This window comes from Aliiroseovarius pelagivivens (assembly GCF_900302485.1).
GTDB classification, from domain to species: Bacteria; Pseudomonadota; Alphaproteobacteria; order Rhodobacterales; family Rhodobacteraceae; genus Aliiroseovarius; species Aliiroseovarius pelagivivens.
This window is the reverse complement of sequence record NZ_OMOI01000001.1, coordinates 616923-641336: the sequence shown is the minus strand read 5'-3', so window position 1 is coordinate 641336 and position 24414 is coordinate 616923. Positions and strand designations below refer to the sequence as shown.

At 57.8% G+C, this 24414-nt stretch carries 33 protein-coding genes; 15 read left to right on the top strand and 18 right to left on the bottom strand.

From position 1 onward, the window contains the following. Positions 1-76 precede the first annotated feature (76 nt). Positions 77-742 carry a YiaD family glycine zipper/OmpA-like lipoprotein gene (locus ALP8811_RS03155; RefSeq protein ID WP_108855724.1) on the top strand — a complete coding sequence of 222 codons (666 nt, stop codon included), beginning with the start codon at positions 77-79 and terminating at the stop codon, positions 740-742. 118 nt (positions 743-860) lie between these two features. After that, positions 861-1616 (top strand): FCD domain-containing protein, encoded by a 756-nt coding sequence (locus ALP8811_RS03150; protein ID WP_108855723.1) that lies wholly within the window; start codon positions 861-863, stop codon positions 1614-1616. 69 nt (positions 1617-1685) lie between these two features. Here ALP8811_RS03150 and ALP8811_RS03145 read toward each other — a convergent pair whose 3' ends face one another. The 5 genes from ALP8811_RS03145 to ALP8811_RS03125 form a co-directional block, all read right to left on the bottom strand. After that, positions 1686-2246, bottom strand: coding sequence for a F0F1 ATP synthase subunit B (locus ALP8811_RS03145; RefSeq protein WP_108855722.1), 561 nt, complete (start codon positions 2244-2246; stop codon positions 1686-1688). Positions 2247-2250: 4 nt separating this feature from the next. Then, positions 2251-2790, bottom strand: a complete 540-nt coding sequence (locus ALP8811_RS03140) for a F0F1 ATP synthase subunit B' (protein WP_108855721.1) — start codon at positions 2788-2790, stop codon at positions 2251-2253. A 76-nt stretch (positions 2791-2866) separates the two neighbouring features. Further along, the gene (locus ALP8811_RS03135; RefSeq protein WP_055188564.1) at positions 2867-3103 is read right to left on the bottom strand and encodes a F0F1 ATP synthase subunit C; all 237 of its coding nucleotides are present in this window, start codon (positions 3101-3103) and stop codon (positions 2867-2869) included. Between the two features lie 59 nt (positions 3104-3162). Further along, complete coding sequence (locus ALP8811_RS03130) at positions 3163-3972, bottom strand: F0F1 ATP synthase subunit A (protein ID WP_108857407.1); 810 nt, start codon at positions 3970-3972, stop codon at positions 3163-3165. Between the two features lie 40 nt (positions 3973-4012). Beyond that, positions 4013-4351 carry an AtpZ/AtpI family protein gene (locus ALP8811_RS03125; protein WP_108855720.1) on the bottom strand — a complete coding sequence of 113 codons (339 nt, stop codon included), beginning with the start codon at positions 4349-4351 and terminating at the stop codon, positions 4013-4015. A gap of 228 nt (positions 4352-4579) precedes the next feature. On the opposite strand from ALP8811_RS03125, the gene ALP8811_RS03120 reads away from it, so the two are divergent. Further along, the gene (locus ALP8811_RS03120; protein ID WP_108855719.1) at positions 4580-4912 is read left to right on the top strand and encodes an ArsR/SmtB family transcription factor; all 333 of its coding nucleotides are present in this window, start codon (positions 4580-4582) and stop codon (positions 4910-4912) included. Here the strand turns inward: ALP8811_RS03120 and ALP8811_RS03115 are convergent. After that, entirely contained in the window at positions 4909-5802 is an 894-nt protein-coding gene (locus ALP8811_RS03115; RefSeq protein ID WP_108855718.1) for a LysR family transcriptional regulator, read from the bottom strand. The genes ALP8811_RS03120 and ALP8811_RS03115 overlap by 4 nt on opposite strands. A gap of 122 nt (positions 5803-5924) precedes the next feature. On the opposite strand from ALP8811_RS03115, the gene ALP8811_RS03110 reads away from it, so the two are divergent. Together ALP8811_RS03110 and ALP8811_RS03105 are read left to right on the top strand one after the other, a co-directional pair. Further along, a complete protein-coding gene (locus ALP8811_RS03110; protein ID WP_219928717.1) occupies positions 5925-6485 on the top strand; it encodes an FMN-dependent NADH-azoreductase in 561 nt (186 codons plus the stop codon). Positions 6486-6588: 103 nt separating this feature from the next. Further along, complete coding sequence (locus ALP8811_RS03105) at positions 6589-7302, top strand: SOS response-associated peptidase (protein WP_181363678.1); 714 nt, start codon at positions 6589-6591, stop codon at positions 7300-7302. 64 nt (positions 7303-7366) lie between these two features. Here ALP8811_RS03105 and ALP8811_RS03100 read toward each other — a convergent pair whose 3' ends face one another. After that, a complete protein-coding gene (locus ALP8811_RS03100) occupies positions 7367-7921 on the bottom strand; it encodes a hypothetical protein (protein ID WP_108857406.1) in 555 nt (184 codons plus the stop codon). Between the two features lie 212 nt (positions 7922-8133). Between ALP8811_RS03100 and infC the strand changes: the two genes are divergently transcribed. Continuing rightward, positions 8134-8679, top strand: coding sequence for a translation initiation factor IF-3 (infC, locus tag ALP8811_RS03095; RefSeq protein ID WP_108855715.1), 546 nt, complete (start codon positions 8134-8136; stop codon positions 8677-8679). Between the two features lie 90 nt (positions 8680-8769). Here infC and ALP8811_RS03090 read toward each other — a convergent pair whose 3' ends face one another. From ALP8811_RS03090 to ALP8811_RS03075, 4 genes are all read right to left on the bottom strand, one after another. Next, positions 8770-9186, bottom strand: coding sequence for a c-type cytochrome (locus ALP8811_RS03090; protein WP_108855714.1), 417 nt, complete (start codon positions 9184-9186; stop codon positions 8770-8772). Between the two features lie 128 nt (positions 9187-9314). After that, positions 9315-10319 carry an XdhC family protein gene (locus ALP8811_RS03085; RefSeq protein WP_245924536.1) on the bottom strand — a complete coding sequence of 335 codons (1005 nt, stop codon included), beginning with the start codon at positions 10317-10319 and terminating at the stop codon, positions 9315-9317. An 87-nt stretch (positions 10320-10406) separates the two neighbouring features. After that, positions 10407-10991: a DUF6691 family protein gene (locus ALP8811_RS03080; RefSeq protein WP_108855713.1), complete on the bottom strand. Its 585-nt coding sequence runs from the start codon at positions 10989-10991 to the stop codon at positions 10407-10409. A 3-nt stretch (positions 10992-10994) separates the two neighbouring features. Continuing rightward, complete coding sequence (locus ALP8811_RS03075) at positions 10995-11543, bottom strand: YeeE/YedE thiosulfate transporter family protein (protein WP_108855712.1); 549 nt, start codon at positions 11541-11543, stop codon at positions 10995-10997. A 121-nt stretch (positions 11544-11664) separates the two neighbouring features. On the opposite strand from ALP8811_RS03075, the gene ALP8811_RS03070 reads away from it, so the two are divergent. From ALP8811_RS03070 to ALP8811_RS03050, 5 genes are all read left to right on the top strand, one after another. After that, the gene (locus ALP8811_RS03070) at positions 11665-12096 is read left to right on the top strand and encodes a hypothetical protein (protein ID WP_146183982.1); all 432 of its coding nucleotides are present in this window, start codon (positions 11665-11667) and stop codon (positions 12094-12096) included. Positions 12097-12181: 85 nt separating this feature from the next. Beyond that, the gene (gene pyrC, locus ALP8811_RS03065) at positions 12182-13222 is read left to right on the top strand and encodes a dihydroorotase (protein WP_108855710.1); all 1041 of its coding nucleotides are present in this window, start codon (positions 12182-12184) and stop codon (positions 13220-13222) included. A 38-nt stretch (positions 13223-13260) separates the two neighbouring features. Then, positions 13261-13941, top strand: a complete 681-nt coding sequence (locus ALP8811_RS03060) for an orotate phosphoribosyltransferase (protein WP_108855709.1) — start codon at positions 13261-13263, stop codon at positions 13939-13941. 171 nt (positions 13942-14112) lie between these two features. After that, positions 14113-15609 (top strand): replicative DNA helicase, encoded by a 1497-nt coding sequence (locus ALP8811_RS03055; protein ID WP_181363677.1) that lies wholly within the window; start codon positions 14113-14115, stop codon positions 15607-15609. Further along, positions 15609-16013, top strand: a complete 405-nt coding sequence (locus ALP8811_RS03050; RefSeq protein WP_108855707.1) for a VOC family protein — start codon at positions 15609-15611, stop codon at positions 16011-16013. Before ALP8811_RS03055 ends, ALP8811_RS03050 begins: the two co-directional genes overlap by 1 nt. A 75-nt stretch (positions 16014-16088) precedes the next feature. On the opposite strand, the gene ALP8811_RS03045 is transcribed toward ALP8811_RS03050, so the two are convergent. Beyond that, positions 16089-16496, bottom strand: coding sequence for a DUF6314 family protein (locus ALP8811_RS03045; protein ID WP_108855706.1), 408 nt, complete (start codon positions 16494-16496; stop codon positions 16089-16091). A gap of 128 nt (positions 16497-16624) precedes the next feature. Between ALP8811_RS03045 and purB the strand changes: the two genes are divergently transcribed. The 4 genes from purB (at position 16625) to ALP8811_RS03025 (ending at position 20327) form a co-directional block, all read left to right on the top strand. After that, complete coding sequence (purB, locus tag ALP8811_RS03040) at positions 16625-17932, top strand: adenylosuccinate lyase (RefSeq protein ID WP_108855705.1); 1308 nt, start codon at positions 16625-16627, stop codon at positions 17930-17932. A gap of 67 nt (positions 17933-17999) precedes the next feature. Continuing rightward, positions 18000-18161 (top strand): chitin-binding domain-containing protein, encoded by a 162-nt coding sequence (locus ALP8811_RS03035; RefSeq protein ID WP_108855704.1) that lies wholly within the window; start codon positions 18000-18002, stop codon positions 18159-18161. Between the two features lie 130 nt (positions 18162-18291). Then, positions 18292-19350: a flagellar motor switch protein FliG gene (locus tag ALP8811_RS03030; protein ID WP_108855703.1), complete on the top strand. Its 1059-nt coding sequence runs from the start codon at positions 18292-18294 to the stop codon at positions 19348-19350. A 95-nt stretch (positions 19351-19445) separates the two neighbouring features. After that, the gene (locus ALP8811_RS03025; protein ID WP_108855702.1) at positions 19446-20327 is read left to right on the top strand and encodes a lysophospholipid acyltransferase family protein; all 882 of its coding nucleotides are present in this window, start codon (positions 19446-19448) and stop codon (positions 20325-20327) included. Between the two features lie 3 nt (positions 20328-20330). Here the strand turns inward: ALP8811_RS03025 and ALP8811_RS03020 are convergent, their stop codons facing one another. From ALP8811_RS03020 to ccmA, 6 genes are all read right to left on the bottom strand, one after another. Next, complete coding sequence (locus tag ALP8811_RS03020; RefSeq protein WP_108855701.1) at positions 20331-21062, bottom strand: DUF1223 domain-containing protein; 732 nt, start codon at positions 21060-21062, stop codon at positions 20331-20333. A gap of 559 nt (positions 21063-21621) precedes the next feature. Next, positions 21622-22173 (bottom strand): DsbE family thiol:disulfide interchange protein, encoded by a 552-nt coding sequence (locus tag ALP8811_RS03015; protein ID WP_245924534.1) that lies wholly within the window; start codon positions 22171-22173, stop codon positions 21622-21624. Next, positions 22166-22321, bottom strand: coding sequence for a heme exporter protein CcmD (locus ALP8811_RS03010; protein ID WP_108855700.1), 156 nt, complete (start codon positions 22319-22321; stop codon positions 22166-22168). The genes ALP8811_RS03015 and ALP8811_RS03010 overlap by 8 nt, the downstream gene beginning before the upstream one ends. After that, positions 22314-23048, bottom strand: a complete 735-nt coding sequence (locus ALP8811_RS03005; protein WP_108855699.1) for a heme ABC transporter permease — start codon at positions 23046-23048, stop codon at positions 22314-22316. Before ALP8811_RS03005 ends, ALP8811_RS03010 begins: the two co-directional genes overlap by 8 nt. Before the next feature lie 71 nt (positions 23049-23119). Next, on the bottom strand, positions 23120-23776 hold the full coding sequence (gene ccmB / locus ALP8811_RS03000; protein ID WP_108855698.1) for a heme exporter protein CcmB: 657 nt from the start codon (positions 23774-23776) through the stop codon (positions 23120-23122). Beyond that, a complete protein-coding gene (ccmA, locus tag ALP8811_RS02995; RefSeq protein ID WP_108855697.1) occupies positions 23773-24414 on the bottom strand; it encodes a heme ABC exporter ATP-binding protein CcmA in 642 nt (213 codons plus the stop codon). The genes ccmB and ccmA overlap by 4 nt, the downstream gene beginning before the upstream one ends.

Sequence of the window (24414 nt, the reverse complement as noted above, 5' to 3'; positions counted from 1 at the left end):
CATAACAGGGCCTTGTTATTCGATAACACGGCCCTTTTCTGTATGGAGAACAAGAATTCAAACCGAGGACCGCAGTATGCAACCAAGACATATGATTCTCTCGTTCGGCCTGATCGCCGGACTGGCGACCAGCGCTTGCACGTCACCGACGCAAAGCCCAACTTCTAACATGGGTCCACGTACCCAAAACGGGGCCGCCATTGGCGCCATCGCGGGCGGGCTTCTAGGTGCCACCCGCAAAGGCGACGGAAAGCTGGGCAAGGCTGCCGTAGGCGCGGTCATTGGCGGCGTGATTGGTGGGGCCATTGGCCAACAACTTGATAAACAAGCTGGCGATCTGCGCCAGGCCATCGACAACGACGACGTGAAGATCGTCAATACCGGCAACGAACTGATTGTGACGATGCCGCAGGACATCCTGTTCGCAACCGGCAGCACCCAGATCAGCCCTGCTCTGCGTGGTGATCTATCCGCCCTCGCGCGCAATCTGATGCAGTATCCGAACTCGATCGCTGAAGTTCGGGGCCACACCGACAACGTGGGTAGGGCAGATTACAACCTGTCTCTGTCGCGCAATCGTGCGGCTGCAGTGGCTGCAGTGCTGTCTGCCAATGGCGTGCCCGGCTGGCGTATTCAGACCATCGGCTATGGTGAAGACCAACCGGTTGCGTCGAACTTGGATGCCTATGGACGCCAACAAAACCGTCGGGTCGAGATCGTCATCCGCCCAACATCAACGTAAGTTCCGTAGCAGTAACTTAAATGCTATGCCAAAAGCCGGGCCGAGTGCCCGGCTTTTTTTGTTTGAGACGCGCGCCTGAATGTGGTCATATAATCTGACCAATTTAAGTGAGACGTTTATGCCTTTCCAGAAAATCTCAGCCAATAAACTTTCTAAGTCAGTGGTTGAACAGATCGAGCTTCTGATTCTGCGCGGCATACTTCGCCCGGGCGAACGCCTTCCCTCTGAACGGGATTTGGCGGATCGTCTTGGGGTGTCGCGCCCTTCCTTGCGTGACGCATTGGCCGACCTCGAGGGAACTGGGCTTTTGGCGCGACGGGCCGGTGCTGGGATCTTTATCTCGGAAGATCTGGACAGCTCATTCCCCCCTGCCCTCACCAACCTTTTCGCGCGCCATGACGAAGCGGTCTATGACTACATCACCTTCCGCCGCGATATGGAGGGACTGGCCGCCGAACGCGCAGCGCAATTCGGATCAGACACGGATCTGGCCGTCATCAACGAGATCTTCCTGAAGATGGTAAAAGCGCCGGAAGGTCAGGGCGGCGATCTGGACAGTGATTTCCATATGGCGATCATAGAAGCCAGTCATAATGCGCTGATGGTCCATATGATGCGCGCCATGTATGACCTGTTGAAACAGGGCATCCTTTATAACCGGCAGGTGGTCGTCCAGATTACCAACACGCGGATGGATCTGCTTGAACAACACCGCGCCATCAATGACGCCCTGCAAACCCGTGATCCCAAGGCAGCACGCGCTGCAATTGAGGCGCATATGGACTATGTCGTTCAAGCCTATACCGACCTGCGTCGCACCGAGCGGAATGAAGAGGTGGCGCGCCAACGGTTGGACTATGAGATGCAGCGCTAAGCTGCCTTTTCAAAATGAAAAACCCGGCACAATGGCCGGGTCTCTCGAAAGTCGTTAGAGCAAATCTGCTTAGTGCAGCTTGGCTTCCACGTCCTTGATGGCCTCGTCGATCAGCTTGTTGCCGTCGGTTGCGGTCATCTGTTTGGCGATCATGTCGCGAGCAGCGCCCACGGCGACCTGAACGGCGCTGTCACGCACCTCTTTCACGGCAGCCGCTTCAGCCGATGCGATCTGGTCTTCAGCAGCAGCCAGACGGCGTGCAATCGAAGCTTTCAGATCTTCTTTGGCCTGAGCCGCAGCATTAGCGGCCTCTTCCTTGGCGTGCGCAACGATGCGCTCCGCTTGATCGGCTACTTCCTTTTGCTTGCGCTCATAAGACGCCAGAATGGTCTGGGCTTCTTCGCGCAGGGCACGGGCGTCGTCGAGTTCCGACTTGATGCCCTCGGCACGTTTGTCGAGCTGACCGCCCAACATTTTGTGCACGCCCATGTAACCAAGGAAGGTCACGAACAACAGGAATGCCAGGGTGACAACCATGTTGGTGTTGGACAGATCGGTCCAGCCAGCGTCACCAGCGGCAAACGCCGGGTATGCAGCCAGAGCGAATGGGAGAACTGCGAATTTTTTCATCAGTTTACCCTTTCATCCGTGCGGTCACAGCCGCAGTTACCGACTTGGCATCCGCCTTGTAGCCCATCGAACCCAGGATTTCCTTGACGGCATCCTTGGAGACGGCCTTGACGCTGTCGACGGCTCCGGCGCGGATCTCGTTGATCGCGGCTTCGCTTTCGGCAGCCTTGGCGGAGATCTCGGCATCTGCCTTAGCGGCAGCTGCATCCAGATCAGCCTGAATATCGGCACGGGCTTCAGCAACAATTTTGTTTGCTTCTGCACGGGCGTCAGCCAGGGCCTTGTTGTAAGCTTCCTCGGCTTCGACAGCCTTCTGCTTCAGCTCTTCGGCAGCAGCCAGATCATTTGTGATCGTGCCCTGACGTTCAGACAGCACAGCCTCAATACGGGGCAGAGCAATCTTGGTCAGAACAAAGTAGATCACGACCAGCGTCACCACGAGCCAGAAAATCTGGTTCCCGAAGGTCGAGAAGTCCAGTTGCGGCATGCCAGCGGCTTCTGCGCCACCGTGTGCTGCTTCTGTGCTATGTGTGTTACTTGCCATGTCTTAAGTCCTCTGGAACCGAGTTACTTGGGGCGAAACGCTGACGCCTCGCCCCGGCGTAAGGATGGTTCAGGTCTTAGACAGCAAACATCAGCAGCAGAGCGACCAGGAACGAGAAGATGCCCAGGGCTTCTGCAAATGCGATACCGATGAACAGGGTCGCGGTCTGAGCGGCAGCTGCCGACGGGTTGCGCAGAGCACCGGCCAGGAAGTTACCAGCAACGTGGCCTACACCGATAGCGGCGGCACCCGAACCGATAGCTGCCAGACCTGCACCGATGAATTGACCCATTTGAGCGATATTGCCTTCCATTGTGATTTCTCCTTACGTTGGAATGCTTGAATTAGTTGGATGAGCGGGCTGCAACCGTCTTAGTGCGACGGATGCAGAGCGTCTTTCAGATATACGCAGGTCAGGATGGTGAACACGTAAGCCTGGATGAAGGCTACGAGCACTTCCAGTGCGTAGACGGCCGAGATGGCCAGGATCGGCAGGAAGCTGAACATGCCCAGGGCAGCAGCGAAGCCGGCGAATACTTTGATAACTGCGTGGCCAGCCATCACGTTACCAGCCAAACGAATGGAGTGGCTGACGGGGCGCACGAAGTACGAGATCAGTTCGATGACGGCCAGGATCGGGCGCAGCGCCAGCGGTGCGGACGAGACCCAGAAGAGACCCAGGAAGCCAGCACCGTTTTTGACGAAGCCCAGCACAGTCACGAAGACGAACACGATCATGGCCAGTACAGCGGTCACAGCAATGTGGCTGGTGGCGGTGAACGAGGTCGGGATCAGACCAAGGAAGTTGGCGAACAGGATGAACATGAACAGGGTCATGATGCCGGGGAAGTATTTCACGGCGTCTTTGCCGGCCACGTCTTCGACCATCTTATAGACAAAGCCGTAAGCCATTTCAGCAACCGACTGGCTGCGGGTCGGTACGATTGCGCGACCGCGCGAGCCAACTACCAGCATCAGCACGACGCCGATGATGGCCAGAACCATCCACAAGGTCTGGTTGGTGACTGTAAACAGGCCAAGTCCGCCATGACCATCACCGAAAAGCGGTTTGATCTCGAACTGATCCATCGGGTGGATGGCCAGACCGGGGTGCGCAGGCGAGAACAGTACGCCGGACAGCAGAACCACTGCCAGAACGGCAAAGAATGCAATCTTGATGATGGGGCCTGCACCCTGTTTTGCGCCTTGTTCAGCCACGTTCCTATCCCTCTTTCTTGTCAGAGACCTGCGTGTCGGACGCATCCTCTGCTTTCTTCTGCATCTGGGCCGCAGTTCCCAGCATGACCTTCATGCCTGCCGCGAAGCCCAACAATATGAACAGCACCATGAATATCGGCTTAGTCCCAAAGAGACTGTCCAGCCCAAATCCGATGCCAAAGCCGATCACCAGACCGACTGTAAGCTCTATGACCATCTGCCAAGCGAACGATGCCTGGTTATAGGCCTCATCACCGGTTTTCGCCTCGTCCTCTTCCCCTTTCGCCGCTTTGATGCGGGCTTCGAGCTCTTTTAGGCGCTCGGGGTCGGGGCTGTCGGACACGAAAATTCCTCCGGTGACGGTTAGGCATGTGCTAAGGGCTGGGGGGCAATGAGTCAACGGCGTTTAGCGCCAACATGAAATACTTTAAGCTGTTGATATAATGTTATTTTATTCTCATCCCAGATTCACACCCCACCTATCGACACCCCTAACCCCCGGATTCAGGCCAAAAGCGCTTATTTAACCGATTGGTTGACGATTACGCCGGCGCGTCCTAGGCCAATAGACATGGAAACCCGCCTTGACCTTGTCTTTGCCGCCCTGTCCGACCCGACACGCCGCGCCATCCTGACCATGCTTCTGGAAGATGACATGGCGGTCACCGATGTGGCCGAACCGTTCGAGATGTCGCTGCCGGCGATCTCGAAACACCTGACCATCCTGTCGCGTGCGGGTTTGATCGCGCAGGAAAAGCGGGGCCGGGTGAAATGGTGCAAGCTGGACCCCAGCGCCCTGCGCGAAGCGTCAGTCTGGATGCAGGGGTTCGGGCAGTTCGAGCCCGTCAATCTAGATGCGTTCGAACGGTTTTTGGAAGTAGAACTGCGCGACGACAGCGTTTAGTCAGGCAAGCTGACTGCTGGATCCGTGTCAGCCCACGTTTTCGCGGCGTCTTTAAGCCAAGACAATACGGCCTGCACTTTGGCGGTGCGATGAAGATCAACATGCGTCACAAGCCAGAAATCCGACCGCCATTCCGGCTGAGGGGGCATGATCTCGATCAGATCCGGATGCTCTCCACGCACTGCAAACCCAACGCCCGCACCCGATAGCAGCGCCTGCTGCATCGACATGTCATCCGTTACGCGGAAGGTGACATTATCGTCCGGGATGCTCTTGGCCATCCATCGCGCAAACGGCGCGCGCGAATGGATATCATCGCCCCCGATAAACCTGTGTTGGTCCAAAGTGCCCTCGGTCGGCAGACCATATCGCGCGACATAGTCCGGTGACACATGAAGCGAGAGGTCCATGCTCAGAAAACGCTGCGCCACATTGTCGGGTTCTTGCGGAGCTTGGCCTGCGCGGATCGCTACATGGGCTTCGCCATATTCCAGACGGAACAGGCGCAACCCGGTGCGAAGACGGATCAGCGTATTGGGGTGTGCGTGCTGGAAAGCTGCCAGAACCGGCGTCAGTCGCGGGGAAAAGGATGCAAGCGCAGTGATCACGACCTCGCCCGAGACGTCCTCGCCCTGCCCCTTCAGTCGAGTACCCAATTGCGCAAACTGCTCTTCCGTCGTCGAGGCGATACGCGCCAGATCCGCCCCGGCCTCGGTCGGGGTATAACCACGCGCATGGCGTTGGAACAGTTTCACGCCCATCCGGGCCTCGAGCGAATCCACATGGCGGATCACTGTCGCGTGGTGAATGCCCAAACTGTCCGCCGCCCCACTGACGGTACCAGCGCGTGCCACATGATAAGCGGTGCGGATTTCGTCCCAATGGTCCATGTGATCCCCTTTCGTTAAGGTATGTGCATTTTCACACACATCCTGTTGATTAACTCAGATTGCGTTCGGAAATGCAAGAGCACACATTCTCCTCAACAGACACACAACCCCGGAGACATCCAATGCATATCCTTCGTATCGACAGCTCGACCCGCACCGACACCTCGCTTTCGCGCAAACTGGCAGATGACGTTGTGGCCCGTTACGCGGACGCCACGGTCACCACCCGCAATTTGGGCGCTGGCATCCCTCACATTGACGCAGATTTCACTCGCGCCACCTTCACCCCGCCCGAAGCCCGTAGCGATGCAGACAAAGCCGCACTTGCCCTGTCGGACGACATCGTCGCCGAGGTTCAAGCCGCCGACCTGATCGTGATCTCGATGCCGGTCTACAACTTCTCGGTCCCCTCGACCCTGAAAGCCTGGATCGACCAGCTGGCCCGTGTTGGCGTGACCTTCCATTATACTGAGAACGGCCCGGTTGGCCTGCTGGATGGCAAACGCGTGATCGTGGTAAGCGCTTCGGGTGGTACCCCGGTGGGTGCGCCCTTTGAATTCGCCTCGCCCTATCTGACCCATGTTTTGGGCTTCATGGGCCTGACCGACGTGTCCTTTGTGGGCGCAGCTGGCGAAGCAGGTCTGGCAGATGCCGAGCAAGCCATTCAGGCGCTCGCAGCCTAAGACCTCACCAACAGCTAGAAACGAAACGGGGCCGTTTGCGGTCCCGTTTCTGTTTAGGCCAAGCGTCATGGACAGCCCGCGCAAATGCGGGCAAGCTTTCCTTATGTGTGGAAGACTGATCGCAGGCGAGATGACGCAGGCCCAGATGGCGGCCATTATCGAAGGGTTCATCTACCCCAGTCGTTCGGTCGTGATTGCCAGCGACGCACCGCCCGCAGCGACCGGATATAATGTGAAGCCCACACAACAGGTAAACATCCTGTTCCCGCAGGGAGAAAACCTGATTGCCTCGACCGCGCGCTGGTGGCTGGTTCCACATTGGTTCAAGGGCCCTGCGGAAGAGTGGAAGGCCACCACCTTCAACGCCAAGATCGAAACTGCGCATGAAAAACCCACCTTTCGCGAGGCATGGCGCCATGCGCGCTGTGTAATCCCCGCGCTGGGATACTATGAATGGAGCGGCCCGAAGTCGGATCGGCAGCCCAATTATATTTCACTGCAGCAGAATGACCCAGTGACGCTATTTGCTGGACTGCGCAGCACATTGGCCGATGGGCGCGAGACCTGCACCATCCTAACCCGCCCCGCCCTGCCCGAGATCCACGATCTGCACCCCCGCATGCCGGTGCTGCTCTCGGCCGAGGAGGCGGCGCAATGGATGGATCACACTGCCCCGGATGATGAGATCCGCGCAGCGTTCGGCACCCATTGGACAGGGCGCTTCCAAACCCACCAGGTTGCTAAATTCGGCATGAAAGATGATGGCCCGCAATTGATCGAGCCTGTCGGCACTGGCGGCTTCGACTTCGGGGAGTGACGGCATAAAAAAAGCCGCGCAGATTGCTCTGCACGGCTTTGTGTTCGTGGAAGAAAGCCTAAGCTTACATACCCAGAGCAGTCTTGATCTGGTCCAGCGCGACCTGAAGAAGCGCGGGGTTGCTTGCAGCCGCATCGGCAGCCGTTTTCAGGGCTACCTTGGTGGCGTCATCCAGCGACGAGCCGTCAATCAACTCACCTACTTTGGCAGCATCAAATCCTTCTGGGGTCAGCAGGGTCTTGGCCATATCCATGGCACCGCCTTCTTCAGCGGCCGTGCCCAGTGCTTCGGTCACAGCGTCGCCAACAGCTTCGACGGCACCTTCGACAGCATCGCCAGCCGCTTCAACGGCAGCCTGAGCGGCAGCCTCGACGGCTTCTGCCGCAGCAGCAGCTTCAGCGGCAGCGGCTTCGGCGGCTGCTTGGGCAGCGGCTTCTGCAGCGGCGGCTTCTTCAGCTGCCTTGGCGGCAGCAGCGGCTTCTTCAGCGGCTTTGGCTTCGGCAGCGGCAACGACAGCAGCCTCTTCGGCGGCGATCTTGGCCTGATTGCCTTCATACCACTTGTATCCGCCAAAGGCAGCAGCAGCCACAACCAGAAGCGCGATAATGGATTTGTTCATGTCGACATCCTCAATTAGTTTTTCGTACAAGGTCACTGGATTGACCCTGTCTTCGCCACGGATGTGCGTGCATAATCACTTAGGTGCAAGGGGAGTTTCCCCATTTCGGCGTCAAAACGCTTAGAAAACCCAAACTATCGGGTTGAAAGCGGGGCGGTGCGCCTTTACCTTTCGCTTCCATAGTTTAGCGAAACGACAGAAGGAATGGCACAATAGCCCGCAGACCTCATAACGCGCCCCCGACGCGCGACACCGGCCCCCGCATCAACGATCGCATTCGCGGCCCGGAAATCCGCCTGATTGGCGCTGAAGGCGAAAACGTTGGGGTTGTTGCCCCTGCGCGTGGCCTAGCAATGGCGCAAGAGGCAGGTCTGGATCTGGTCGAGATTTCGCCCAATGCCAATCCCCCTGTCTGTAAAATCATGGATTTCGGCAAGTTCAAATACGAACAGCAAAAGCGCGAATCCGAGGCCCGCAAGAAGCAAAAGACGATCGAGGTCAAAGAGGTCAAGTTCCGTCCGAACACCGACACCCACGACTATGACGTCAAGATGCGCAATGTGGTGAAATTCCTGGAAAAGGGTGACAAGGTCAAAGTGACCCTGCGCTTCCGTGGTCGCGAAATGGCCCACCAGAACCTTGGCCGTGAACTGTTGCTGCGCGTGGCAGAAGACATCAAGGAACTGGGCAAGGTGGAAAACATGCCCAAGATGGAAGGCCGCCAGATGGTCATGATGATCGGCCCACTCCCGAAATAACTCCATCTGATACCGTTTTAAGAACGCCCTGCATTCGCAGGGCGTTTTTTGTTGCGCCCAGCCCTCCTCCGGCCGGGACCACCGCAAGGGTTACTTCTGGACGCTCTCCAGATAGTAGACAAGCGACAGAATACGTCCACGCACCTCGTAGACAGCGCTTAAATCACGCGCCATTGCATTCTCGGCATCCAACTGATCAGAGAATTGATCGCCCCAAACAGGCATGTCCGATCCATGTGCCATCACTCCGGAACGGCCATCAACCATATGGACCACCTTCAAAAACGGAAACTGCCCGTCGTTTCGTTGGGCAATAGTGGTCAGGTCGGGAACACTCATATTCAGCACGTCGCCCAAGGGTCCATTCCCATCGGCCAGTGCCCCGTGACACGAGGCGCAGGAATTCAGGAACTGCTCCTCACCTGGCGTGTCAGCGAAAGCTGTGTGTGCCATCAATCCGCTTGCGAAAACGATCGTAGCGGTGAGTTTTGGTAAATATTTCAACATGATCCGTCCTCCTCATCGTTCGCGCGACGCTGGATTCAGCGGTTCATGGGCTTTAAACACCCGCATACACTTTAGCACAGTTCAACATGAACACTTTGATTCAGAACAACTCGGTCAGTGCCCGCGTTTCAGGCAAGCCTGCTGCGATGCCGCGCCACAAGCTCGGCCATAATCGAGACAGCGATTTCCGCTGGCCCCAACGCACCGATATCCAGCCCAACCGGCCCATGAATGCGCCGCAGATCTTCGGGGCCATATCCGCGCGCCGAAAGACGTTCAAGCCGCTGTCCCTGCGTGCGCCGTGATCCCAGCGCCCCAATATAGAACGCGTCCGAGGTGAACCCGGCCTCAAGCGCCGGGTCGTCGATCTTGGGGTCATGGGCAAGCGTCACGATAGCCGTGCGATGATCGATGCCGATCTGAGGTAAAACCTCGTCAGGGTAGTCCTTATGAATGGTCACGCCGGGAAAGCGGTCCTCTGTGGCAAATGCCCCGCGCGGGTCGATCAGCACCACGTCGAACCCGACGACCTGCGCCATGGGGATTAACGCCTGAGCAACATGCACGGCTCCGGCGATGATCAGGCGGAGTGGCGGTTCGTGCGGATGGACATAAGTGCCATCTGTGATCCCGATCTGGGCTTCATCCTGACAAGGCTCTCTCAAACTGCGAACCCAGCGGTCCAGCGTCACCTCATAGACGATGCGCGAGCGTGTCGAACGGGCAGCAACCAGATCTTCCAACATCGCAATCGGCATTCCACGCCCTGCTCCGATGTCTTCGCCGACTGGCTCGACAACCACCTTGATCTCGCCTCCACACGCCAACCCGGCCGAAAACGCGTCCTCGCCCGACACGCCGAACTCGAGCAATACAGGCAGGCCTGTGCGCAGCGTCTCTTGCGCCTCGATCACCACAGCGCCCTCGACGCACCCGCCCGACACCGAGCCTTCGATTTCGCCGCTGTCTGCGATCAGCATCTGACTACCGATAGGGCGCGGTGCGCTGCCCCATGTGGACACGACCGTGGCGATGGCCACCTGTCGACCCTGCGCAATCCAGTCCAGAGCCAGTTCCGGAATGCGGTCGAATGATGAAGAGGGGGATTGGGTCACGGCAACCTCGAGTTTCACTTCGAGCTATGTGGGCATTTTACCCGCGCCGTGCAAGAGAAAGGGCCGCACAAGGCGGCCCGTTTCAATCGCTATATGTTTGTCTGTTTACTCGGCAGGTGCCGGCACCGCATCTCCGCGCGGAGCTTCGGGCACTGCAAAGGCCACTGCAACAAAGACCAGACCCAGCACAACCCCAAGCACGTCACCCGGCATCGCCATCAGGCCTTCGTATTTCGCGCCTGGAACGGTTCCCAAAGTCACCTTGCCGCCAGCGATCGCATCCAGCATCCCAGTGGCTTTTACCGATGGGTAGGTGATCATATAGGCCGCTGCACCCAGCAAACCGCCAAGAATAAAGAACAGCGCATCTTTGCGGCCAGTAGCCGCGGCGCAAACTCCGGTACCGGGGCAAAAACCCGACAGTGCCCAGCCTGCACCCAGCAGAAGGCCACCAACGAATACACCGGCGTAGGCGGTTTTGACTGACATGTGACCCACATCGACAAGACCAGCCATCTGGCCGCCAAACATCAGGATCGAACCGACGCCAATGGCAAGCAAAATGGCTTTCATCAGACCCAGAGACCGCAGGCTCAGCATACGGATCAATACAGTCGGGTTGGTGGCACCAATACGATCAAGGACGAAGCCGAAGAGCGCACCGATTACGAGAGCGAGAACAATCTGCATAGCTTATCCTTTCTTATACATCATCATGGCGACAGGCACGGCCGCAGCAAAGGCGCCAGCAGCGAAGATATAGCCCGACAGAGCGGTCTGCATCATACCCGACATCATGTGACCCGAGGTGCAGCCCCCGGCCAGACGTGCGCCATAAAGCACGATGAAACCGCCGATAAACGCGATTGCATAGCGCTTCATCGGGCTGTCTCCGAAATTGTCATAGTGGATCGCGGGCAGCTTGTTTTCATCTACACCGTTGCCACCGCGCATCATGGCGGACAGGTACGCCCCAACCATCATCGCGATCACGAAGATGAAGCTATAGTTCAGCGGGTCGGCAACCGATTTGGCATACTTGCCACCGGACTTTGCCAGATAGGCGTTGGTGGACGTATAGCCATCGTCGGTTTTCGTCACCAGTTCCGGGTTCACGACATCCGCGATGATCCCGTCCAGGATCACGAATTGCGTCGAGACCCCGATGGGTTTGACCAAGAGGACAGCAAGGAAGAACACAAGGCCCAGCGCCACCCCTCCGATTTTCCAGTTCAGTGTCATGGGACACCCCTTTCACATTCATTTGTTCGAATATGTTATCGTTGCAAATGATACGATGTCAACACCCTGCGCCTCAGAGGCAATTAAACCCGCTTTAACCAAACCGCGCACATTGTGGCTTATGGAACAGATTCGCACCCCACTGACCGGAACACCCCTTGTCCTGCCACAAGCCAGCCACCCCTGTGGTGCTGCACAGGACATGCCCCTTCACCCCGCCGATGAGCTGGCCCAGATCCGGGCAGAGCTGAAGCGTCTGCACCAGCGCGAAAATGAATTGCGTTCTTTCTTTCGCGATGGTGCGCAGAAGCAGGATTTCAAAGGTGCCGCGCATGATGTCACCGTAATCGCGCACAAAAAGCGGGTTTTCGACCCGTCAAAGCTGCCACAATCGATTCTGGCCAATCCCAGATTTTATCGAGACGAGCTTCGGACGCTGATTTCGGCGGTCGAAAGGCCACTTGCCCTTCCCTGTCAGGCGATCTTGCCGGGGGTGGGTGACCTTGGAGACGATCCGGTGGACGAACAGATGAGGGACGCCCTGCCAATCTAGCGCAGCACCTCTCTGAGGTTTTCCTACCCCCTGTGACACGCTTTCCACTGGATTGGCGGGCGGGGCTGCGCTATGCCATGCCCCGATGACCCAGACACTTACGATCCGCCGCCCCGATGACTGGCACCTGCACCTGCGCGATGGCGCAATGCTGAAAGCCGTCCTGCCCGAAACCGCGCGCCATTTTGCCCGCGCCATCATCATGCCGAACCTTGTTCCGCCGGTGGTGACCGAGGCCGATGCCAAAGCCTATCGTGATCGCATCATGGCAGCCCTGCCTAACGGCATGTCGTTCGAGCCTTTGATGACGCTATACCTGACCGAAGAGACGGACCCAGAAGATCTGGCAGCGGCTCATGCGTCAGGCCTGATCACCTCGGTAAAGCTCTATCCAGCAGGGGCCACGACGAATTCCTCCAGTGGGGTGCAAAACTTCGACAAGGTGCGCCCGGTGCTGGAAAAGATGGCCGAGATCGGCTGCCCCCTGTGTGTCCACGGCGAGGTCACCGACCGTGACATCGATATTTTCGACCGAGAGGCCGTGTTCATCGATCGCGTACTCGACCCGATCCGCCGCGCAACGCCTGACCTGCGCGTGGTGATGGAGCACATCACCACCAAGGACGGCGCCGACTACGTCAAAGCCAATGAGGCCAAACTTGGCGCCACCATCACGGTGCAGCACCTGATCCTTGACCGCAACGACATGCTGGTTGGTGGTATGCGTCCGCACTATTATTGCTTGCCAATCCTGAAGCGCCGCGAACACCGCGAGGCGCTGATTGCAGCGGCCACATCGGGCGATCCGCGCTATTTCCTTGGCACAGACAGCGCCCCGCACCCGACCCACGCCAAGGAAAGCGAATGCTGCTCGGCCGGCTGCTTTACCGCGCCTAACGCCTTGTCGATCCTTGCCGAAACATTCGAATCCGAAGGCGCGCTGGACAAGCTCGAGGGTTTCACATCGCTTCACGGTCCGGCCTTCTATGGCTTACCCGTGAACGAGGACACCATCACTCTGACCAAGGGCGAGCCCGTGACCTATCCGGCGTCACTGCAAGCCGGCGACCACACCGTCACCACCTTCGACCCCGGCTTCCCGCTGCACTGGCGCGTAACCGCCTGATCCCGCCGCCTGACCCACATTAACGAGGACCGCTGCCCATGATCCCCTCCACCTTCCCCGCGAAAGAAGAAATCGCCCGCCTGACCGCCCGGATGCTTCTGGAAATCGGCGCTGTGAACTTCAACACGGATGAACCCTTTACGCTGGCTTCGGGCCTGCCCAGCCCCAGCTATATCGACTGTCGCAAGCTGATCAGCTTCCCGCGCATCCGTTCGACACTGATGGATTTCATGGCCGCAACGATCATGCGCGAAGCCGGGTTCGAGGCGTTTGACAACATCGCAGGCGGCGAAACCGCAGGCATCCCGTTTGGCGCATGGGTCGCTGAACGTCTGGCATTGCCGATGACCTACGTACGCAAGAAGCCCAAAGGCTATGGCAAGAACGCTCGCATCGAAGGCGCGATGGATGACAGCCAGCGAGTGCTGTTGGTCGAGGACCTGACCACCGATGGCGGTTCGAAACTGTCTTTCGTGGACGCGATTCGTGACACCGGCGCCTCATGTGGGGCCACCGCCGTGATTTTCTATTACGACATCTTCCCCGAGACGGAAAAAACCCTTTCTGATCATGGCGTTCAACTTATCCACCTGTGCACCTGGTGGGATGTTCTGGCTGAAGCCAAGGCACAAGGCGCGTTCTCGGACGAGACATTGGATGAGGTGGAGCGCTTCTTGAAAGATCCTCGTGGCTGGCAGGCCGAACGGATGAAATCCTGACAACCAACACCAAATACTAGTAAATTTACGCGCGACCCCACCAGATGTGGTAGGGTCGCGTTTCTTTCCTGGGGACATACCTTATCCACAGGTTTCCCACAGGAACATACATTTTGCGTTAGAGCGCCCCTTTGCGTAGAACTCTAGCCCATGGATTCAGAGGCGGCAGGCATGAACGAAATCAGCACCATTCCCCAAAACGGTCAGCCCGACGCCCAATCCGATATTCAGGACAGCCTGCCCCACCACATTGAAGCTGAACAGCAGCTTCTGGGAGCGATCCTGACCAACAACGACGTGTTTGACCGCGTTGCCTCGATCATCAATGCGGGTCACTTCTATGAACCTGTCCACGCCCGCATCTGGGAAATCGCCTCAAGCCGGATTTCCAAGAACGCACTGGCCAGCCCGGTCACGCTGAAGGCATTCATGGAAGATGACGAGGGCCTGAAAGAGTTGGGCGGTCCCGCTTATCTCGCACGTCTGGCCGGTGCCGCGATTTCCAGCTTTGCCGCGCGCGACTATGCGCAGATGATCTATGACCTCGCCATTCGGCGCGAGCTGATCCAGCTGGGTCAGGACATCGCCGCCAAAGCGCAGAAGGTCGACATTTCTTCGGAACCAAAAGAGCAGATCATCGAGGCCGAACAGGCGCTTTATAAACTTGGCGAAGCGGGCCAGACCGAAAGCGGTTTTCAAAGTTTCCTGAAAGCCGTGACCGAAGCCGTTCAGGTCGCCAACGCCGCCTATCAACGCGAAGGCGGGATGGCGGGTATTTCCACCGGCCTTTCCGATATGGACACAAAACTGGGTGGCCTTCACCCGTCCGACCTTCTGATCCTCGCCGGTCGTCCGTCGATGGGGAAAACCTCGCTTGCGACCAACATCGCCTTCAACGTGGCCAAGGCCTATAAGAAAGGCACCAAGCCTGACGGGACCGAAGGAGCGATTTCCGGAGGCGTCGTCGGCTTCTTCTCGCTCGAGATGTCAGCTGAACAGTTGGCCGGCCGTATTCTGGCAGAAGCGTCCGAGATCTCGTCCCACAAGATCCGCCAAGGCGATATGGACGAAAACGAATTCCGCCGTTTCGTCCAAGCCGCCAAGGATTTGGAAAGCTGCCCGCTGTTCATCGACGACACGCCCGCCCTGCCGATCAGCCAGTTGGCCGCCCGTGCCCGCCGCCTGAAACGGACCCACGGGCTGGATCTGCTGATCATCGACTACCTGCAGCTGTGCCGCGGCATGGCCGAAAACCGCGTGAACGAGATCGCTGAAATCTCGATGGGCATGAAAGCCATCGCGAAAGAACTGAACATCCCAGTGATCGCGCTGTCCCAGCTTTCGCGTCAGGTGGAAAGCCGCGATGATAAGCGACCGCAGCTGTCGGACCTACGTGAATCGGGCTCGATCGAGCAGGATGCCGACGTAGTCATGTTCGTGTTCCGCGAGGAATACTACAAGGAACGCGAAAAACCCGGCGATCACGAGCTGGATCGCATGGCCGCATGGCAGGACGAAATGTCCAGCCTGCACGGCAAGGCCGAGGTCATCATTGGCAAGCAACGTCACGGCCCCATCGGCACCGTGGAACTGTCCTTCGAGGCCCAGTTCACCCGTTTCGGCAATCTGGTTAAAGCGTGGCAACAGGGTCCGAACGACGGGTTCTGATGATCACCGGGGTGAACCACATCACTCTTGCGGTGTCCGATCTCCGCAGATCCGTTGTGTTTTACAGGGATGTTTTGGGCGCAACCCTGCGCTCAATTGGGGCGCGCGGCGCCTATTTGGAATTCGGCGATCTCTGGCTCTGCCTTGCCCTCTCAGACGCTCCAATCCAACCGCGCAATGACTATACCCACTTCGCCCTCGCCAGTTCCGACGAAGACTTCCCGCGCCTTGCCGACCGGATATCAAGTCACGCCGAGCTTTGGCAGGACAACCATTCCCAAGGCCCCTCGCTGTATTTTCTTGATCCAGACGGTCACAAGCTGGAACTGCACTCGGGCGACCTCAATGCGCGGCTCGATCACTACCGCGCAAGCCCAGATAGCCCGATGCGTGTGCTGGACTGATCTCTTTCTCTTGTCGCAAATATCTTGGGGAATTTGAGCGCTCCTGTCGCTTAAACGGGGACATAGCTCCTCAGGCTATCGACGATAGCGCGTTACCATCCGATAGCCCTTACGCGGTCCAGACACATTCCAGACCGACTGCCACGTAGGCCATAAGCTGAAATCAAATGACACTCGGTACTGGTCCGGATCACACCAATGCAGGTCTTCAGGTTGGGCCACGGTCAGATCGATCATATGAAAATCGCGTCCATCCGCGAACAGAACCTTCACGCGCCCGTCCCCCAATCCACACCAATGATAGACCCGGCTTGCTGCAAAGCTGGCCCCGTTTTCCGTTACAAGCTGCCCTTCTTCACGATACAGCAGCCCACCCGGCTCAGCGGAAAATACTGCCGCTCCTGAAAGGCGATGGACTGCCCCAGTTTCCTCGGCAACCTCGCGTTCAATCTGCCATTCCCCCAGAAAATCCGCGAGTCTCACCCTGATTACCCCTTTTTCGTCGCAAACATGAGCCCCACGCGCCCATTCCCGGCACGCGTCCCTTGTTCGCTGCATCGCGGCAGTTTATGAGATGCGCGACTGCCAACCAAACGAAAAAGGCTCCGCCGATGATCCCTCGTTATGCCCGCCCCGATATGGTCGCCATCTGGTCGCCCGAAACCAAGTTCAAAATCTGGTACGAGATCGAGGCACATGCCTGCGACGCCATGGCCGATCTGGGCGTGATCCCGCGCGAAAACGCCGAAGCCGTCTGGAAAGCCAAGGACGTTGAATTCGACGTGGCCCGCATCGACGAAATCGAAGCCGTCACCAAGCATGACGTCATCGCCTTCCTGACCCATTTGGCCGAGCATGTCGGCTCGGATGAAGCTCGTTTCGTGCACCAGGGCATGACCTCGTCGGACGTACTGGACACCTGCCTGAACGTGCAGCTGGTCCGCGCCGCCGACCTTCTGCTGGTAGGCATGGACAAGGTTCTGGCCGCCCTGAAGAAACGCGCGTTGGAGCACAAGGACACCGTCCGCGTTGGTCGCAGCCACGGCATCCACGCCGAACCCACCACCATGGGTCTGACCTTCGCGCGCTTCTACGCCGAAATGGACCGCAACAAGAACCGTCTGGAAAAAGCCCGCTGGGAAGTCGCCACCGGCGCGATCTCGGGCGCTGTTGGCACCTTCGCGAACATCGATCCCGCGGTTGAAGAACACGTTTGTGAAAAGCTGGGCCTGCGCCCCGAGCCGATCAGCACCCAAGTTATCCCGCGTGACCGCCACGCCATGTTCTTTGCCACGCTGGGCGTCATCGCCTCGTCGATTGAAAACATCGCCGTGGAAATCCGCCACATGCAGCGTACCGAAGTTCTGGAAGGCGCCGAGTTCTTCTCGATGGGCCAGAAGGGCTCGTCGGCCATGCCGCACAAGAAGAACCCGGTTCTGACCGAAAACCTGACCGGCCTGGCCCGTCTGGTGCGCATGACCGTGATCCCCGCGATGGAAAACGTGGCGCTTTGGCACGAACGCGACATCTCGCATTCGTCGGTTGAACGCGGCATCGGCCCGGACGCCACCGTCACACTGGACTTCGCCTTGCATCGTCTGGCGGGCGTGATCGACAAGATGCTGATCTTCCCCGACAACATGCTGGACAACATGAACAAGTTCCCGGGTCTGGTCATGTCGCAGCGCGTACTGCTGGCCCTGACGCAGGCTGGCGTATCGCGCGAAGACGCTTATTCCATGGTTCAGCGCAACGCGCTGAAAGTCTGGGAAGAACGTCTGGATTTCCGTGAGCTTCTCTTGGCAGACGAGGCCGTGGTCGAAGCGCTTGGCGTTGACGCGATCAACGAAAAATTCGACATGGGGTACCACACCAAACATGTCGACACGATCTTCAAACGGGTCTTCGGCGACAGCTGATCCGCGACAAATTTGGGCGCAACGCCCATTTGTGCTATGATAGGGGCCTTCTGAACAGGAGGCCCCTATGCAATTCAAGACCCTGCTATTCTCGCTCCTACTGGCGCTGGTACCAACGCTGTGCATCGCAGGCCAATGCAACCGAGGTTCGCACGAAGCCTCGACCTGCGCAGCCGGACAGGTTTGGAACGACAAGCTTCAAGCCTGTATCGACGAGAAATCAGCCTAACCATCTAGGCGTAAAGGTGGTTTTAACCCACAGCTGTCAATCTGCCTAAAACCAAGGCGGAGGCGGCGCTGTGCCAAATGACATGATGAGGGGAGCGGACCTGATATTGCAGGATGGCCCGGGTCAAGTGATGCCCGGTGCGGTTCCGGATTCAACGGTCGATCTGGCGCAACCTCTTCGTCACCTTCCCCGGCATTTGTCTAGACGTCAGAAGGCAGCAATCATTGTGCGTCTGTTGCTTGCGGAAGGCGCGGAACTGGCCTTGCAGGATCTGCCCGACAGCTTGCAGGGCGAGCTGGTCCACCAAATGTCCACTATGCGCTATGTCGACCGCGCGACCTTGAAGGCCGTCATCGACGAGTTCGTTTTTGAGATCGAAGAGATCGGCCTGTCGTTCCCCGGCGGTCTAGAGAATACGCTGTCGGTCTTGGATGGAACGATCAGCCCCGCGACCGCCGCACGCGTACGCCAACTTTCGGGCGTCGAGATCACACATGATCCCTGGATTACGATCTCGAATACTCCCGTCGAACAACTTCTGCCGCTGTTGGAGCACGAAAGCGCCGAGGTTTCGGCAGTTTTACTGTCAAAGCTGAGAACTTCTGTCGCCGCTGAGCTGTTAGGCAAACTGCCCGGCCAAACTGCCCGCAAGATCGCCTTTGCAGTCTCATTGACCAGCACCATCGCCCCGAACGTGGTTGCGCGGATCGGTCGATCGCTGGCTGAGCAGCTTTGTGATCGACCGGCGAAAGCCTTTGAAGATGATCCCAGCGAACGCGTCGGATCGATACTGAATGTCTCGCCCGCCACCACGCGAGAAGAGGTTTTGGAAGGGTTGGAGCAAGAAGATACCGAATTCGCAAGTGCTGTTCGCAAGTCGATCTTCACCTTCGCAAATGTGCCCGAGCGGTTGCAGCCCACTGATGTGCCGAAAGTCACAAAGGATATCGACCAAGCAACTCTGGTCACCGCCCTTGCCGCAGCAACGGGCGACCTCGAGCCTGCGGCAAATTTTGTCCTTGATGCCATGTCTAAACGTCTGGCCGAACAGATCCGCGAAGAAATGGAAGAACGCGGCACCGTTAAACCTGCCGAAGGTGACGCAGCCATGAACGAAATAGTTGCCCAGATCCGAACCTTGGAAATAGAAGGGGAAATTACACTCATCACGCCCGATGAAGACGGCTGACATCCCTGCCTGATGCTTGCAGGCTGCAGCGCTCCCCGCTATGTGTGACCGACCAGCCCATTCCACCACATGGGCACAGGACCGGGAGCGACCGCATGGTGCAAGAAAAACGTGGGCTGGGTCCCTATCTGACCCATCTGGCACTGGCTGGTGTTCTCAACTTGCCCCGCATCCTGCCTTATAAGATGCGCCTGCCCGTAGTCGGTTGGTTTGCGTCGCGTGTCATCGGACCTGTCGCGGGTTATGACAAGCGCATTCGCAACAATCTTTCCCTGACCTGCCCAGACATGCCAAGGGACGAGGTCAAGCGCATGGAACGTGCCGTGCTGTCCAACGCCGGTCGTTTTCTGGCCGAGATGTGGTCTGGCGACGATCTGTTCAATCGAATGAAAAACACGCGGCTGAGCGGTCCCGGCGTCGCCGCCCTTGAGCAAGCCAAAGCCGACGGACGCCCGATCATTGCGACCTCGGGCCATTTCGGGAACTACGACGCAGCCCGCGCTGTTCTGATCCAGTCTGGTTTTAACACCGGCGCGCTCTATCGTCCGATGTCCAATGTCTATTTCAATGAAAGCTACATCAAGCGGATGGAGGGCTTCGAAGGAAAAGCGTTCGAACAATCGCGGCGCGGCATGGGCAGCATGGTGAAACACCTGCGCAGTGGTGGGCTTTTGGCAATCCTCTTGGACCAGCGTGAAGATCAAGGCGCGAAGCTCAGCTTCTTCGGCAAACCTGCAATGACCACACTGGCCATCGCGGAAATGGCCCTGAAATACAACACGCTGTTCATTCCGGTCTTCGCGGTCCGCAAGGAAAACGGTGTGGATTTCGACGTTGTTGTGGAAGACCCGATCGACCATTCGGATCCGGAAACCATGATGCAAGAATTCAATGACCGGTTCGAGGCCCGCGTGCGTCAAAATATGGATCAGTTCCTGTGGATCCACAATCGTTGGCAACTGCCCGACGACGCGTGATCGTCAGTCTAGCGCGATAGCCGCCACAATCTCGCCTGGATAGTCCCCCATCCGCGTGGCCTGCAACAGGATCGCAACGCTCTGCCCTTCAGGGGCCAAGGGATCCGGCAGCTTGAACTCGATCTCGCCCTTGCCGTCCCATTTTCCAAATGCCTGAATATTGGTCACGATGTTGGTCGACGTGATGGAGCGCCCGGCGTTTTCACCGCGTTTGATCGCCACGGTCGCCTTGGGTGCGAAATGTACGATCTGCGCGACTACGACACCGGGCAAAGGCAGATTCGAGATATTGGCCACCCGTACAACCCGCCCGTTGTCGCCATTATGGGTCGACAGGCTGACACGACCTACGGCCATTTGATGCCTGTGCAAGATCTCCATCACTTTCATGACATGGCTGCCCACGGCTTGATCCACCCCACCAATCACCATCTGCGGCGTATAAATCGATTTGGTGCCAAACCCGTATGCATAGGCCTTTTGCCGCTTCGTGTGCTCGGGCCGCGCAAAGGTGTCTTTCCACCCGATGTAATCCCAATAGTCGACATGCATTGCTAGGGGCAAAACGTCATCTTGGCGGGACAGCTCACCCAGAAACTCATCTGCAGGTGGGCAGGACGAACAGCCTTGTGACGTGAATAGCTCGACAACGACAACAGGCCGATCTCCGGCCGTGGCCAGCCCAGCGAAGGTGGCAAGTAATATGCTGATCAATCCGGTCAGAAGTGCCCGCATCGGTGTCTCTTTCTGTTATGCTCTAATCCCTAGATAGCGACCCTGCCGCTGACCTTCCAATCAAGGATTTGCGAGGTGTTTGTTACATTTTCCCGCACAGATGGAATTCCCACAGTTCAGGTGGGTTTTGAAAGCATCAAGCAGCATCGCATTTCACGAAGCTTCGCCGAGCTTTGCAAGGACCTGTAGCTGAATACAGATACGGAAAGGCAGAACGATTCGGTGGTCGCTTCACTTATCTCGACCGGCTTCCGTCATATTTTATTGGCTACTCAACCTATGAAGGTTCGGTTGCGTCTTGTGATGTACGTCACTGTTGAGCGCAGCTTGACCAGCTAAACTGATATTAGAAAAACAGACCGTTTCTGCTTTGCGTTCTAGATCGCAGAAGCTGTCCAGTTTACCTTGTGTAAAGCAGGCGATGGAGCTGAATTAATCCATCGACGGCAAAACCAAGTGAGGTCACGATTTAAGTGGGTAATTTTTTTAGACGTATCCCAGTTCCGGTGCTGGAGTTCATCGGCTTCACTGTCATTATCTTGACGCTTAACGCAGCTGGTTAGCGTGCTTCCGCCTTGGCTATGGCAGGGCGGATGATGCTTTCCAGAATGCCCTCGGTGATCGGACCCGCAAAGCGTTTCACGACGGTTCCGTCGCCGGCAATCACGAATGTTTCCGGTACGCCGTAGAGCCCCCATTCAAGCCCCGTGCGTCCGTCACCATCAGTCATCAAGGCGGCATAGGGATTGCCCAACTGGGTCAGGAAGCGTTTGGCATTGGCCGGATCGTCCTTGTAGTTGATCCCGTTGATTTGCACGCCTTCCTCGGCCAGTTTTTCCAGCAACGGATGCTCGGCCCGGCAAGGCGCACACCAGCTGGCCCAGAAGTTGACCAGCTTCACACCACCGGATTTCAAATCTTCTTGGGTAAAGCTGGGCTCACCGTCAAAGCTTGTGACTTGCATTGCTGGTACAATGCCGCCCTCACGGGTCGATGGAAGCGCGTCACGGTTTTCCTGTTTCATGCCCCAAAGAAACATCGAGGCCAGCCCCAGAAACAGTACCGGCGGCAGGATCATCAGCCACGAGACACGTTTTTTCTTCTCAGTCATTCCGCTTCGCCCTTTCTTCGGCCGCATCCAGCTCTTGTTTTACTTGGACCGAACGGCGCCAAGTCACAAGGATCAGAGCGATCAAAAGTCCGAGAGTGATCGCCCATGACGACAAGATAGCGTCAGCATACTTTCCTAGCTCAAGCATCTTTCATCCTTTCACGAACGTCCAAACGGTGCAGGCGAACCAGACGCAGTTCGGTCCGGGTGCGGATTAGGACAAGCGCGACGAACAGCAGGATGAACCCTGCAATACACAGCAGCAGTGGCTGGTAATAGACGTTCGACACGTGTTCTTCCTTGTCCAGAGACAGCGACGCGCCCTGATGCAGGCCTTGGTTCCAGAAGTTCACAGCATAGCGGCTGAGCACTGCAAAGACGGACCCGACAATACACAGTACAGATGTCAAATCTGCCGCCGTATCCGGATTATCAATCGCGGCCCAAAGCGCCATGTAGCCAAGATAGAACAGAAACAGGATCAGGAAGCTGGTCAGACGCGGATCCCACGCCCAATAGGTGCCCCACATTGGCTGACCCCAGATCGCACCGGTGATCAAAGCAATCACCGTCATGGTGACGCCGATCAGCGCAGCTGCTTTGGCTGCCCGGACCGAGACATGGTGACGTCGCACGATCCAGATCAGTGAGGTGACAAGCATCATCACCCAGACATTGATCGCCATCATCGCGCTTGGCACGTGTATATAGATAATCTTGACCGAGTTGCCGAAATTGGCGGCCTCGGGCGTGAAGAAGAAGCCCCAGATCAGGCCGGGGATCAGGGTCACGGCGCATAGACCAATCACCCAAGGCAAAACCTTGCCGCTGAGCGCCATGAATTTGACCGGGTTTGCGAATTCCCAAAGTGACATGTGTTTCCTCTGTGGCTTCCTACAGTCGGCGGCACCGGCAGCATCGCGCATGTGCCTCGGAATGGTTTGACCTATCTCAGGTTCACACGCAAGGCAGCGGCGGCGGCAAATGGTAGCAGGGCGATGGATCCAGCCGTAATCCCGGCCATCATTAGCAGCGGGGTTGATGCGGAAAGACCTGCTGTGCCGCGCGTCGCGGCCTCGGCCCCGAAGATCAGCGTGGGGATGTACAATGGCAAGACGAGCAGCGACAACAGCAGACCACCCCGTTTCAGCCCAACGGTCAACGCAGCGCCGAACGCGCCGATCATTGACAGGGCGGGCGTTCCAATCAGAAGCGTGATGAAGATCCAGTAATGGCCGGGGCTTTCCAGATTCATCAGCGTCCCCAATACAGGCGCAGCCAGCGTCAGCGGAAGGCCGGTCACCAACCAGTGGGCCAGTGCTTTGACCGCGACGATCCCTTCCATCGGGATGGGGGCGGTGGCTAGCAGGTCCAGCGACCCGTCTTCAAAATCCAGTTGGAAGATACGATCCAGCGACAACAGGCAGGCAAGCAGCGCACCCACCCACAAGATGCCCGGCGCGATACGCGATAAGATTGCGGCCTCGGGTCCAACACCAAAGGGCACAAGGGTCGAGACGATCAGGAAGAACGCAAGCCCCAGCCCAAAACCGCCCCCTGCCCGCATGGCAAGTCTAAGATCCCGAACCAGCAAAGCGATCATGAAAAGGCCTCGTCGAAATCTGCGTAAGCATCACGCATACCATCCGTGCGCGGTCGGTGCGCATCAGCTTTGTACGGGCCAACATCCAAGGTGTCGGCCTTCAGACCAAGGTCGATATGCGTTGCAATCAGGGCCGAGCCTCCGCCGGCCACATGCGCGCGCACCGCATCCGCGAACAACGTGACCGAGGCCACGTCCAGCGACACGGTCGGTTCGTCCAGCAGCCAGATGGGCCGCCCAGTGACCAACAGGCGCGCCAGTCCCAGCCGCCGTTTCTGCCCTGCTGACAGATTGGCCGAGGGACGCTCAAGCAGACCGCGTAAATTGAACCCGTCCACCGCGGGGGCAATATCCGCAAGCCCGTGGACCGAGGCCCAAAAGCGCAGGTTTTCCTCGACACTCAACGTGGCTTTCAGCCCATCCGCATGGGCGCCATAGGTGATCTGTTCGGGATCGGCGGACACACTGCCCGTCAAGGGCGGCTGCAATCCCGCAAGGGTCCGCAACAGCGTGGTTTTCCCCGATCCGTTTGGTCCACGCAGGATCAACACCTGACCGGGGGACAGGGTGAATTCCAACCCCTCCAGCACTGGCACGCCACCGCGCGCCACGGTCAGATTTTCGACCCGTAGTTCCAT